The organism is Undibacterium sp. GW821-FHT07F11, from assembly GCF_059418665.1.
The window spans coordinates 124,941-136,647 of record NZ_JBWKQH010000009.1; the positions used below are offsets into that span (position 1 = coordinate 124,941).

Sequence of the window (11,707 nt, forward strand, 5' to 3'; positions counted from 1 at the left end):
CCCCTTCAAGGGGAGGGAGTAAAGCGGTGCTTGATTACTTTGCTTTGGCAATCATAGGTAAATTCAAGCCCTCACGTTCAGCGCATGCAACGGCCTGCTCATATCCCGCATCCGCATGACGCATGACGCCAGAACCACAGTCATTGACCAGTACACGCGCCAGACGTTTAGCGGCAGCTTCGGTACCATCAGCAACAATGACCATGCCAGAATGCTGAGAATAACCCATGCCCACACCACCACCATGATGCAGTGATACCCAGCTGGCGCCGCCAGCAGTATTGAGCAAAGCGTTAAGCAATGGCCAATCGGACACTGCATCCGTACCATCGCGCATGCCTTCGGTTTCACGGTTGGGGCTGGCGACTGAGCCTGTGTCCAGATGGTCACGGCCAATGACGATCGGTGCTTTCAATTCGCCATTTTTGACCATTTCATTGAAGGCCAAACCTGCGATATGACGCTCCCCCAGGCCCAGCCAGCAAATACGTGCAGGCAAACCCTGGAAGGCTATACGTTCACCGGCCATTTCCAGCCATTTGTGCACACCTTTATTTTCAGGGAACAGTTCCTTGATCTTGGCATCGGTCTTGCGGATATCTTCCGGGTCACCAGACAAGGCTACCCAGCGGAATGGGCCTTTGCCATCACAGAACAGCGGGCGGATATATGCAGGTACAAAGCCAGGGAAGTCAAAGGCATTCTTGACACCGGTATCAAAAGCCACCTGGCGGATGTTATTGCCGTAATCAACTGTCGGTATACCCATGGCGTGGAAATCCAGCATGGCTTGCACATGTACGGCGCAGGCCTGTGAGGCATCAGCAGTCAGTTTGGCATGCTGGGCAGCGTCTTGTTGCGCAGCCTTCCATTCAGCCACTGTCCAGCCTATAGGCAGGTAACCATTAATGAGGTCATGGGCAGAAGTTTGATCTGTTACCAGATCAGGTTTCATGCCGCCCGCTTTTGCGCGCTTGACCAGTTCTGGCAAGATTTCTGCGGCATTGCCGAGCAAGGCAATCGACACCGCTTCTTTACGGTCGCAATGATGCTTGATGAGTGCCAGCGCATCGTCAAGATCTTTGGCCTGCTTGTCGACATAACGGGTGCGCAGGCGGAAGTCTATGCTTGATTGCTGGCATTCGATGTTAAGAGATACGGCACCGGCAAAGCTAGCAGCCAAAGGTTGTGCGCCACCCATGCCACCGAGACCAGCTGTCAATATCCAGCGGCCACCCCAATCACCATTGAAATGCTGGCGACCTGCTTCTGCAAATGTTTCATACGTACCCTGGACAATGCCTTGTGTGCCTATATATATCCAGCTACCGGCAGTCATCTGGCCATACATGAACAGGCCCTTGCGGTCGAGTTCATTGAAATGTTCCCAATTGGCCCATTTGGGTACCAAATTGGAATTGGCGATCAGCACGCGGGGTGCGTCTTCGTGCGTCTTGAATACGCCTACCGGTTTGCCGGACTGTATCAGCAGGGTTTCATCTTCATTGAGTTCTTTGAGCGATGCCAGGATCTGGTCATAGCATTCCCAGTTACGGGCTGCGCGACCTATGCCACCATAGACGACCAGATGCTTGGGGTTTTCTGCCACCGCCGGGTCAAGATTATTCTGAATCATGCGATAGGCCGCCTCGGCCACCCAGGTCTTGCAGGTTTTTTCAGCACCGCGTGGTGCGTGGATTACGCGAGTGGCATCCCAGCGTGGATCGTTGTTCATAGTCTCTCTCCATCAGTTAAATACAGGATAGCGGCAAAATCGCAGATATACCGCCCAAATTTAAGAATCCGGTCAAGCAAACAAAAAAGCAATAAAACCGGACAAAGCTGAATCAGTGAGAGAAAGTTTAAGTTGTATATACAACTTTTGCAAGCGAATACTTGAGGGATTTTGTAAAAATTTTGCCCGCTTGAGATTTTGGCGCGATATTACCGGATCATGCCGTTAACGCCACTATTCGATTTAGATGAAGAGGCCGACAATAGCTACATATTCAACCCACTCATGAAAGGCAAAAACCATGTCCGTCGTCACTGAAGTCGCCGCAGCCAGCAGCCAGGAAGCCATTGCCCATTTTGCAGACAGCCTGCGTTTTGAGACAGATTGCTGGGATACTCACCACGCCTTGTCTGAAGGCAAGGCTGATTTTGTCTTGCTGGACGTTCGTAGCCCAGAATCTTATGCAAAAGGTCACGTGCCCGGCGCTATCAACCTGTTGAGAGGCAAGATCATCGCCTCCAAACTGGCCAGCTATCCGGCAGATACCCTGTTTGTGACTTACTGCGCAGGCCCGCATTGCAATGGTGCGACCAAGGCGGCGATCAGACTGGCGCAGCTTGGCCGCCCTGTAAAAATCATGATAGGCGGCATCACTGGCTGGGTTGATGAAGGTTTTAGCCTGACAACAGAAGTCACTGAACTCGCATGAGCCCGGGGGTAAAAACAACGGCATTCAGCGTACGTCCTGCCCTGGCCAGCGACGTGGCGGGCTTGCTGCAATTGATGCGTGAACTGGCCGCCTTTGAAGGCTACCTGACTGAATTTCGCGTCACCATCGAGGATTTGCTGGCACGTGGACTGGATACGGAACGGCCACAATTCAAGGCTTATGTGGCGGCGACACCAGCAGGCGTTTTGCTAGGTTATGCAGTCCTGGTCGAAATCGCTTTTACCTACGACCTGCGTCCGGATTGGCGACTCAAAGAATTATACGTTACCACACCAGCACGCCAGCTTGGCATCGGCAAGGCATTGATGGAAACCGTGATAGCCGATGCCAGGCAGCATGGTTGCGGCAGATTAAAATGGGATGTACTGCCAGACAATAGCAACGCAAAACAGTTTTACAGACAGCTTGGCGGTGAACCGGTAATGGACTGGGAAGCGTGGGTGCTACAGCTCACGTCCTGAATTTATCAATCAAACTTAACATCCTCCCCCTTGAATTACGGGCTGAGCCCACTCAAATTCAGGAATATTTTTTCAGATCATCCCGCGTGGATGATCTGTTTCCCCCAGCCTAGTGTCACTTGCCCATTTCAGCCATCAACATTCAAGGCTGCATTCATATATGGATAGCTTAGCTCATGCTTGAATAATGAAGCTGTCTGTCCCTGATGCAAAAACTGGTGCACACCCTCCCTGCCATGATGATAAGCAAGCTGGAAAGGCACAGGCCCCAATGAGAAACGACGGCAACCGGCAGCAAATAATTGGCTGATGTCCAGCATGCCAGGCACAGCCATGATGTTGACCGGAATATCGAGTGCCTGTGCAATAGTAGAAATTGCTGCAGCATCGCACAGCCCTGGCAAAAAGGCTGCGCTGGCTCCGGCAGTCTGGTAGGCCTGGGTACGGCTAATCGCCATTTGTACAGCAGCATCGCCACTCGCCAGTCCACGCAGATACACGTCCGTCCTGGCGTTGATGAAGAATCCGGCACCATTAAGCTTGTTGCGAATGGCCTTGATTTTTGCTACCAGCAATTCTGGCGCACCGCCACCATCTTCAAGATTGATACCAGCCACACCATACTGCTGCAGGTCTGCTACCAGGTTAGCGACGCTATCAGCATCGTCGCTATAGCCATCTTCAACATCCACCGACAAAGGCACTTTGATGACGCGCATGATGCGTCGCACGGCTGCCAGCAACTCGTCACGTGGCAAGGTGCCACCGTCAGCATAGCCCAGTGCCCAGGCCAGCGAGGCACTGGAGGTGGCAATCGCTGTGGCACCATCACGCTCAAACAGGACTGCACTGGCGGCATCCCAGGCATTGGGTAACAACAAGGGTGTACTGCCCTCGTGCAATTCTTTGAATGTACTGAAGCTTGTGGCTGTCATGAAAACTCCAAATGTTAATCAGGTGGGAAACATCGAAATCTTACGCAATGCGACAGGACATATCCCGCCGGATTCGGCCACTATTGTCACACAAAAAAAGCCGGGCTGCGCTGCACAAACCTGCAGACAATCCGGCTCTTTGATTCATGCATTTTTTATCTGCACACTTCAAGCATATCAGGCATCAAAGCCACCGTCTGCCTTGAGATTGGCACCAGTAATGAATGCTGCATCCTCACTCGCCAGGTAAGCAACCAGACTGGCGATCTGTGTGCCTGTACCGTATTTACCTGTCGCCATATAGCTGCGCATGGTGTCGGCAAAAGCACCGTTGGCTGGATTCATTTCTGTATCAACCGGGCCGGGCTGTACATTATTGACGGTGATGCCACGTGCGCCCAGGTCACGTGCCAGGCCACGGGTGAAAGAAGCTACCGCGCCTTTGGTCAGCGCATACAGTGACAGGCCAGGTACTGGCACATAATCACTGTTGACACTGCCTATGTTGATGATACGGCCACCCTGTTTCATATGACGCTGCGCTTCTTGCGAGGCAACAAACACACCGGTCACGTTGACAGCAATCAGGCGTTGATAATCGTCCATGCTGATATCCGCAATACCGCCAGCAACCAGTGCACCCGCATTGTTGACGAGGATATCGAGACCACCAAATTCTGCGACCGTTTTTGCAACTGCCTGCCTGACTGCATCTGCATCTTGCGCATCAGCGCGAATAGCCAGTGCCTTGCCATCAGTTGAGCGTATATCAGCCACCAGTTGCTCTGCCTGCTGCGCACTGCTGGAATAAGTGATGGCAACTGCAGCGCCGTCTGTTGCCAGTTTGCGTGCAATGGCTGCACCTATACCGCGTGAACCGCCGGTGACCAGGGCTGTTTTACCAGCCAGGTTTGCTTTGGATGTGTTTGCTTGAGTGTTGAATGTTTGTGTCATGTCGTTCTCCTGTTTAGTTCAGTTTGGTTCGGTTGAATTTCGCTAATCCGGGATTGGATGTAGCTATTTTGTGCTTTTTAAATGATTACAAATAGTCCATAATCGATTACATTACCTTCAACTAAAGGTTGAAAATAGAAAGCTCATCATGGAAACCCTTTCCAGCATCGAATCCTTTGTGCGCAGCGCAGAAGCAGGCAGTTTTTCCCAGGCGGCGCGCAATCTGGGGCTGACACCAGCGGCGGTCAGCAAAAATGTCGCAAAACTGGAGTCGCGTCTGGGTATACGTTTATTCCAGCGCAGCACGCGCAGCCTGATGCTGACTGAAGCAGGAGAAGTATTTCTGGCACAGGTCAGTGGCGGGCTGGACAGCATACAGGCGGCGTTGGCGAATGTAGAAAACGTTGCAGGCAAACCTGCTGGTATATTAAAAATCAGCCTGGCACTGGCCTTTGGGCGAGATTATGTTTTGCCTGTAGTGAATGATTTTATTAACACCTACCCCGACGTGATACCTGACCTGCACTTTGATAACCGCAGCGTAGACCTGATCGCTGAAGGATTTGATGTTGCCATTGGTGGCGGTATAGAGCTGGTGCCGGGTGTTATCGCGCGTGAAATCGGGCGCGCGCATGTGATACCGGTTGCCTCGCCTGCCTATATCGCCAGGCACAAGACGCCATTGAAGCCCGCCGACCTCGCAGAACTGGATGGCATTATGCGGCGCTCACCGCAAAGTGGCAGGCTGCGCTCATGGACGCTGCGAACCACTCCGGGAGAAGAGGCACATATGGAACTCAAGCCACGTATCATCATGGATGACCCCGAAGCCATGTGCCGCGCAGCATTGCTGGATCTGGGCGTGGCCATGGTACCGCGGCTGCATGCACTGCCCTATCTGGAAAGTGGTGCATTGCTGCGTCTGTTGCCTAGCTGGTATGCAGATATCGGCCCCATTGCCTTGTACTATGCCAGCAGCAAACTCATGCCTGCCAAGACCAGGCTGTTTGTCGATTTCATCCTCATGCGTTTTCGTGAGCTGGATATCGCTGGTAAATTTTCTGCGTTGCCGCGCAAAAAGTGACAGTAAATGACAATGTCGGCCAATATATTCGCTATCACTGCTGTGCTATGAGAAAATGCAGACACCCATCACTCTAAGCCATCTATCCTGTGAAACCCAGCAAGCCAGACATTCCAGCCTTTCAAGTCATCAAAGATACCCTGCTCCAGGAAATCCAGTCAGGCAAATGGAAAGAAGGTGATGCCATCCCTGCTGAAACTGCGCTGGCCAGCCAGTTTGGCGTGTCACGTATGACGGTCAACCGTGCCGTGCGTGAACTTACCAGCGAACAAATCCTGACGCGCATCCAGGGTTCTGGTACGTATGTGGCGCAACAAAAATACCAGGCAACTCTGGTCGCAATCAAAAGCATCGCTGAAGAAATCCGTTCACGCGGCCATGCTCACCGTAGCGAATTGCATGAACTGAAGGCAGAAGTCGCGACTGAACAACGGGCCGCAGAATTCCAGGTCAAAGCTGGACATCCGCTATTTCACTCTGTGATTGTCCACTTCGAAAACGAAGTGGCAATACAGGTGGAAGACCGCTGGGTCAACTCCAGTGTGACACCAGAATACCTGCAACAAGACTTCAGCGTCATGACCCCGAATGAATATCTGGTGGCAGTCGCCCCTTTGCAGGGTGTCGACTACAGCATAGAAGCCGTGCTGCCACCAAAACAGATAGCCGAGATGCTGCATATCTCAGCCAAGGAAGCCTGCCTGGTCTTGCACAGAACCACCCGCTCACGCGACATGATCGCCACCAGCGTAACCATGTGGCACCCGGGTAAGCGATATCAGTTTGCGGGGAGTTTTTAGTTTTAGATCCTTCCTCTTTGGTGAGCTCTTTGGCTTTAAAATTTTCTACTGCATCTGTCACCCAAATCATCCCCCACCGCGTTATACCTTAATAATCTGGCATGTGTAGCTTGGTATTTAATGTAGCTGTAACACCTCCAGGGTGCTGGCAAGTTAAAATACGGGCTACGCTCAAATAAGCAGGAAAGAAACATCATGGCAAAAAAGAATGAACTAGACCCGGAAACCGAGGCACTGATTGCCTGGTGTACGGAAGTAGAAGCTTTCCTGGTCGCTGGCGGTGCTACCGTCAACCAGGCGCAAGACCACATAGAAGAGCAGATAGAGTGGTTCACCGATCTGTTTTTTGACGGATTAACACCGGAAGAGGCAGCCAAAGAAGCGCTGGCCTGAGTGCCCGCGCAAGCGCACCTCTAAAGCATATTGAAATAAAGATGATTCACCGAAAATTTTTAGTACCATTCACTCTCTCCCTTGGCTTATTAAGCGCCTGCACGACCACCAAACATGCCGGCATGCAGCATGAAGAATTTGGTGCTACCGGGGTATTTACACGAGGCTTTCCTGGCACTGAAAAAAGTGCTTGCGAAGCAGCCCGTCGCGCACTGCTGAGCCAGGGTTATGTCATCAGCGACTGGAAACCTTCTGTCCTCAAAGGCCGCAGGAAATACCAGCCGGAAGCAGATGTCCATGCCGAGATTGAATTCAATGTTGTCTGCGTGGCAGACAGCAAGGGTAGCAATAGCACGACCGTTTTTGCGAATGCTGTGCGGGACCGCTATTCCTTAAAGAAAAGCAACACTTCAGCCAGCATCGGTGTCAGTGCCCTGGGTTCAGTCTCCCTGCCTTTTGGTTCTACAGATGATGCGCTGGTCAAAGTTGCCAGTGAAACCATTCCTACCGGTCAGTTCTACGAGCAATTCTTTGAATTGGTAGATCGCTACCTGGATAGCGTACCTTATGTACAGGAAGCTGAAGAAGAAAAGAAAACAGTAGCGGCCACGCCAGCCCCAGCGGTCACAACGGCAACACCGGCGAGTCAGCCTGCGGCAGGCACACCGCCGCCAGTAGAATCCGGCAAAAAATCTGAGGACTAGACTCATGCAAGCCGACGATTTGCAAAGACTGCTGAGTTTCAAGATGCCTTATGGCAAATACAAGGATACCGCCATCGCTGACTTGCCCGGGCATTACCTGGGTTGGTTTGCACGTGAAGGTTTCCCCAAGGGCGAAATTGGCCGCCTGCTGGAATTAATGTATGAGATTGATCACAATGATCTGGGTGAGTTGCTCGCTCCACTCAGAAAGAAGTCCTGAGAAAGCAGATTTTCAGGACTGGATAAAGCATGCACACCGGCAAATACGCCGGTAAGCACACCATCAACAGGTTCAAAACGATAAAAGGCAGACATGGTCAACATGCCTGCCTTTTTTGCCAGTCCAGGCTAATTAATTAGTTTTGACTTCTTTGTTTTGACGCTTGCCTGCAGCAGTTGCTGGCAGGAATTTCATAGGGTCATTCACGCCTGCTGCATAGGCAGTTACCAGACTGCGCTGTCTCATGCAGGAAGCGCTGAGTACGGTAGCATCAGGTGCTGCAGAATTCACGCAAACTTGCAAATCCTTGACTGTATCCAGGGGAATGCCAGCTGCCGCTGCGACGGAAACGATGGATTGTGGATTGGCACCGCTGGCAACCAGATTATCCACAGTTGCCTGCAAATTGCTTGTCGTTGTCAGTGCATTGAAGATGCCATCAACAGAAGTGTCTACGCCTTCAGCACAGGCTACCGACAAACCACCAGCAAGAGCCAGTCCCAACAATGCATTTTTGATCATTTTTTTCATCAGTATCCCCCAACTTGTTGACAAACCATTTTGTCTCACGCGACCAATTCTAATTAAGTGTAAATCAAATTGAAAGCAGATATTTGTAACCTGAGAAGTTGAATCATGATGTTGATTAAATTAACATTTAGCCACTTTTAAGGGATTTTGCCACTGGTATGCAGTCAATAACAAGTTTGTGCTTATCAGCTTCATCCACAATAATGCCGGGCGGCAACAAAACCCTTGCTACGGCTCTCTTTCAGGCAGCCTGCTGAACTTGCCCTCTTTGCGCGGCAATGGCATTGAGCTGGTCAATAATTGACTGGTCTCTTTCCAATGCTTTTGCAGGTGGTATCACCAGCGTGGTAATTTGTTTCAACAGCATCTGCGGCAAGTCTCCAAGACGAATCTTGTCCATGCGTGTTTTTTCAAGAGGATCAGTCGCAGCCTCATACAAAATCACTTCATGATCCAGCGGATAGCTGCGTGCGAGTTTATTGACCAGCACTTGCAGATACTCTTCATTTGTCTCCAGTTTCTTCAACGCAAGTTCACCCGCGATACCAGGCTGCCACAGTATCAACAATGCTGTTGGATCAATCAAGCGATGGTAGATCATGAACTGGGTCGCTTCCATGGATTGCATACCCCGGCTCCCGGGGTCTATGCCCAGATCAGCAACCAGGCAATCGAGGGCCGAAATACCGGGCTCCATATGTGCCTGATAACCCTCTGCTCTGGCGTCTGCAATTGCCATGTGAGAGATGCAGGCAAAAATTCCCGGATGTCCGTAAAAGGTAGCGCATACCCGTTTGCCAGCGCGCATTTCTGTCAGAATGGTGTCGGCCATGCGCCTGTATGTGTCGCGCCTGTCTTTGCCGTCAATTTTCATGTCTTCATAATAGGAATTCAGGCAAATATATTCCTTGGCGACATCCATGAGCCATTTACGGGTGAATATATGCGGAATCGCAGCCACTACCACATCAAAAGACTCAATGTAACTTTGCGCAATCGGCGTCATTTGTCCTGCCATGCGCATGCCAGTACCCACACATACCAGCGATCCTTGTTTGCTATTAGTCATAGATAATTATTTTTCACCAGGGTGTAGGGGCAAATGGAAATGTATTTCTTAATCGTATTGCATGAGTTGTGAATGCGATGAACCTCTTCGTCCTTATCTGAACACATTCACACAATTTCGCCCTTCGGCCTTGGAGCTGTATAAAGCTTTATCAGCGGCCTCCAGAGTGGCATCAAAGGTGTTCAAGCCGTTACTATCCACCGTGGCCACGCCAAAACTGGCCGAAAGAGAAAAGATATGTCCGCTTGGTTCGGTATCGATCATCGCAATCGCCATGCGGCAACGCTCTGCTAGTTGCAGTGCAGACGCCTGACTGGAATCAGGCATGCAGATACCAAATTCTTCGCCGCCAAGACGGCCAAACAAATCAACTTTACGCAAATGAGTTTTAATGGTTTCACATACGTTTTTTAGTACCCAGTCGCCAGTCGCATGACCATAGGAGTCGTTGATATTTTTAAACAAATCCATATCAAATAAAATGATGCTCATACTGCCGGTGCGCATCTTGAATGCTTCGTTTGCACAGGTCATGAAATGCATGCGATTGGCTGCCTGAGTCAAGCCATCGGTCTGTGAAAATTGGCGGAACTGATTTTTTTGCTGTAGTGTTTTGATCAGCCAGAGTGACAGCAGAACCAGAATCACTGCGACCAAAACAATAACCAATATCAAATTCTGATTATTCTTTTTTTCCAGTTCACGTTCTACCGCAAGAATTTTATTCTTTTGTTCCAGCAAGCTTAATTGTATGGCTTTGTCTTGCGTGTCAAATTTCACGCGCTGATAAGCGAGATTTTTGTGCAACTGATCATCCAGCACTCTATTCTTCAATACCAGAGCCGCTTCATAATATTCCAGAGCACCTGCATACTGACCTTGAGCGCGCTTGATGCTTGCCATGGTCTCGGCGGTCTTCTCCATGAGCTGGACCGCACTACCTGACTTCGCATGCAGGTATGCCTGCAAACCAAAACGTTCTGCCTGCTCAAGGTTTCCCGCATTCATGTATGCGCGTGACAATGCATCTTCAAGTTGAGTCAGGTAATCAGAGCTTTGATTGGTTTTGGCAAATTCTGCCAGCAAAGGCAGACCTGCTCCCCGGCCTTGCAAATAATTACCTGAATCGATCAAATCCACACTGGCCAAGGAACGCAATATCAGGACGATAAAACTCCTGTCGTGCTCTTCGCAAGTTTGTATAGCCTCAGGCAATATGGATCTGGCGCGTTGTCTTTCGCCACGCATGAGATTAATTTCAACAAGATTTGCCAGGCCTATGCATTTGGAGCCACTCTCTTTGATTTTGGCATCAAACGAAAGCATCCTGTCGTTATAACTCAAGGCCTCATCATAAGCATGCAAAGAATTAAGCAGCGTGATTGCTGATTGAAGTGCATCCAACTTGGCATTCTGATTAACTAGCTGAGGCAATAAAACAATGCTCTTGTTCATTGCCATCAGGGCTTTTTCGTATTCACCCAGGCTGGTATATCCAGAAGTCAATTGATATAACAGACGTGCCTGAAAATCAGGGTCTTTGACCTTGTCGATATTTGACTCTACCAGCTCAACACGCTCTTTATGCCGCCCTTTAAAACCAAGTGCAGAAGCACTCAATAAATAAAAGCGGCTGCGCTGAGTCGCGTTAAAACTGGATTCAAGTCCTTGCAGTTTTGCAAGTGTACTACTTGCTCTTTCCGGTGCAGTACGTATATCCTGCGCAACTGTCGAGAGCAGATCATCTATATCTTTTTCCTTGCTTTCCTGAGCGTAAGCAAGGGAATTTCCGGCGACAAGCAGCAATACAATGAAAGATCGAAAGACTCTAAAAGAAATCATCACTTGTGCCGGAGAATTAAATTCAATCTTAATACGCAGTTTCCGTTGCATCAATTGCCGGAACTACCTGGGCAGAAACACCCAGCAACTGCGCCACAACATCTTTATTACCAGTCAATACTGCAGCCTGTTCAGCCTCAGTCAATCCAAAACTTGTCATGGCAGATTTGGCGCCACTTTTATGTGCTTCGAGTGCGACCGCATCTTTATCCAGAGTGTTCAAATAATCAAGCAATTTAGACATAATTT

14 protein-coding genes are annotated in these 11,707 nt (G+C 50.1%); 7 read left to right on the forward strand and 7 right to left on the reverse strand.

The features are described 5' to 3' along the window. Positions 1 to 34 precede the first annotated feature (34 nt). On the reverse strand, positions 35 to 1,735 hold the full coding sequence (hutU, locus tag AC07OI_RS21895; protein WP_492708031.1) for a urocanate hydratase: 1,701 nt from the start codon (positions 1,733 to 1,735) through the stop codon (positions 35 to 37). 301 nt (positions 1,736 to 2,036) lie between these two features. On the opposite strand from hutU, the gene AC07OI_RS21900 reads away from it, so the two are divergent. Both AC07OI_RS21900 and AC07OI_RS21905 read left to right on the forward strand, forming a co-directional pair. Beyond that, positions 2,037 to 2,444, forward strand: coding sequence for a rhodanese-like domain-containing protein (locus AC07OI_RS21900; protein WP_495258698.1), 408 nt, complete (start codon positions 2,037 to 2,039; stop codon positions 2,442 to 2,444). Further along, positions 2,441 to 2,926, forward strand: coding sequence for a GNAT family N-acetyltransferase (locus AC07OI_RS21905; protein WP_492708034.1), 486 nt, complete (start codon positions 2,441 to 2,443; stop codon positions 2,924 to 2,926). The genes AC07OI_RS21900 and AC07OI_RS21905 overlap by 4 nt, the downstream gene beginning before the upstream one ends. Positions 2,927 to 3,054: 128 nt before the next feature. Here the strand turns inward: AC07OI_RS21905 and AC07OI_RS21910 are convergent, their stop codons facing one another. Together AC07OI_RS21910 and AC07OI_RS21915 are read right to left on the reverse strand one after the other, a co-directional pair. Beyond that, positions 3,055 to 3,861 (reverse strand): isocitrate lyase/PEP mutase family protein, encoded by an 807-nt coding sequence (locus AC07OI_RS21910; protein WP_495258699.1) that lies wholly within the window; start codon positions 3,859 to 3,861, stop codon positions 3,055 to 3,057. Positions 3,862 to 4,038: 177 nt separating this feature from the next. Then, a complete protein-coding gene (locus tag AC07OI_RS21915; RefSeq protein WP_495258700.1) occupies positions 4,039 to 4,815 on the reverse strand; it encodes a 3-oxoacyl-ACP reductase family protein in 777 nt (258 codons plus the stop codon). A gap of 148 nt (positions 4,816 to 4,963) precedes the next feature. On the opposite strand from AC07OI_RS21915, the gene AC07OI_RS21920 reads away from it, so the two are divergent. The 5 genes from AC07OI_RS21920 (at position 4,964) to AC07OI_RS21940 (ending at position 8,016) form a co-directional block, all read left to right on the forward strand. Next, positions 4,964 to 5,899 (forward strand): LysR family transcriptional regulator, encoded by a 936-nt coding sequence (locus AC07OI_RS21920; RefSeq protein ID WP_492708040.1) that lies wholly within the window; start codon positions 4,964 to 4,966, stop codon positions 5,897 to 5,899. 80 nt (positions 5,900 to 5,979) lie between these two features. Next, positions 5,980 to 6,699: a histidine utilization transcriptional repressor HutC gene (gene hutC / locus AC07OI_RS21925; RefSeq protein ID WP_492708230.1), complete on the forward strand. Its 720-nt coding sequence runs from the start codon at positions 5,980 to 5,982 to the stop codon at positions 6,697 to 6,699. A 195-nt stretch (positions 6,700 to 6,894) separates the two neighbouring features. Next, positions 6,895 to 7,092 carry a hypothetical protein gene (locus AC07OI_RS21930; protein ID WP_492708042.1) on the forward strand — a complete coding sequence of 66 codons (198 nt, stop codon included), beginning with the start codon at positions 6,895 to 6,897 and terminating at the stop codon, positions 7,090 to 7,092. A 41-nt stretch (positions 7,093 to 7,133) separates the two neighbouring features. After that, on the forward strand, positions 7,134 to 7,796 hold the full coding sequence (locus AC07OI_RS21935; protein WP_492708044.1) for a DUF2242 domain-containing protein: 663 nt from the start codon (positions 7,134 to 7,136) through the stop codon (positions 7,794 to 7,796). Positions 7,797 to 7,800: 4 nt separating this feature from the next. Further along, positions 7,801 to 8,016, forward strand: a complete 216-nt coding sequence (locus AC07OI_RS21940; RefSeq protein ID WP_492708046.1) for a DUF3820 family protein — start codon at positions 7,801 to 7,803, stop codon at positions 8,014 to 8,016. Positions 8,017 to 8,148: 132 nt separating this feature from the next. On the opposite strand, the gene AC07OI_RS21945 is transcribed toward AC07OI_RS21940, so the two are convergent. The 4 genes from AC07OI_RS21945 to AC07OI_RS21960 form a co-directional block, all read right to left on the reverse strand. Beyond that, the gene (locus tag AC07OI_RS21945; RefSeq protein WP_492708048.1) at positions 8,149 to 8,547 is read right to left on the reverse strand and encodes a hypothetical protein; all 399 of its coding nucleotides are present in this window, start codon (positions 8,545 to 8,547) and stop codon (positions 8,149 to 8,151) included. Positions 8,548 to 8,788: 241 nt separating this feature from the next. Then, the gene (locus tag AC07OI_RS21950) at positions 8,789 to 9,616 is read right to left on the reverse strand and encodes an SAM-dependent methyltransferase (RefSeq protein WP_492708050.1); all 828 of its coding nucleotides are present in this window, start codon (positions 9,614 to 9,616) and stop codon (positions 8,789 to 8,791) included. Positions 9,617 to 9,709: 93 nt separating this feature from the next. Next, positions 9,710 to 11,458, reverse strand: a complete 1,749-nt coding sequence (locus tag AC07OI_RS21955) for a sensor domain-containing diguanylate cyclase (RefSeq protein WP_492708052.1) — start codon at positions 11,456 to 11,458, stop codon at positions 9,710 to 9,712. Positions 11,459 to 11,486: 28 nt separating this feature from the next. Further along, positions 11,487 to 11,702, reverse strand: a complete 216-nt coding sequence (locus AC07OI_RS21960) for a hypothetical protein (protein WP_492708054.1) — start codon at positions 11,700 to 11,702, stop codon at positions 11,487 to 11,489. Positions 11,703 to 11,707: the final 5 nt, after the last annotated feature.

Coding starts and splice junctions, on each gene's coding strand:
- AC07OI_RS21910 (WP_495258699.1), bottom strand. CDS start 3,861: ATGACAGCCACAAGCTTCAGTACATTCAAAGAATTGCACGAGGGCAGT.
- AC07OI_RS21905 (WP_492708034.1), top strand. CDS start 2,441: ATGAGCCCGGGGGTAAAAACAACGGCATTCAGCGTACGTCCTGCCCTG.
- AC07OI_RS21945 (WP_492708048.1), bottom strand. CDS start 8,547: ATGAAAAAAATGATCAAAAATGCATTGTTGGGACTGGCTCTTGCTGGT.
- AC07OI_RS21920 (WP_492708040.1), top strand. CDS start 4,964: ATGGAAACCCTTTCCAGCATCGAATCCTTTGTGCGCAGCGCAGAAGCA.
- AC07OI_RS21960 (WP_492708054.1), bottom strand. CDS start 11,702: ATGTCTAAATTGCTTGATTATTTGAACACTCTGGATAAAGATGCGGTC.
- AC07OI_RS21915 (WP_495258700.1), bottom strand. CDS start 4,815: ATGACACAAACATTCAACACTCAAGCAAACACATCCAAAGCAAACCTG.
- AC07OI_RS21950 (WP_492708050.1), bottom strand. CDS start 9,616: ATGACTAATAGCAAACAAGGATCGCTGGTATGTGTGGGTACTGGCATG.
- AC07OI_RS21930 (WP_492708042.1), top strand. CDS start 6,895: ATGGCAAAAAAGAATGAACTAGACCCGGAAACCGAGGCACTGATTGCC.
- hutU (WP_492708031.1), bottom strand. CDS start 1,735: ATGAACAACGATCCACGCTGGGATGCCACTCGCGTAATCCACGCACCA.
- AC07OI_RS21900 (WP_495258698.1), top strand. CDS start 2,037: ATGTCCGTCGTCACTGAAGTCGCCGCAGCCAGCAGCCAGGAAGCCATT.
- AC07OI_RS21940 (WP_492708046.1), top strand. CDS start 7,801: ATGCAAGCCGACGATTTGCAAAGACTGCTGAGTTTCAAGATGCCTTAT.
- AC07OI_RS21955 (WP_492708052.1), bottom strand. CDS start 11,458: ATGATTTCTTTTAGAGTCTTTCGATCTTTCATTGTATTGCTGCTTGTC.
- AC07OI_RS21935 (WP_492708044.1), top strand. CDS start 7,134: ATGATTCACCGAAAATTTTTAGTACCATTCACTCTCTCCCTTGGCTTA.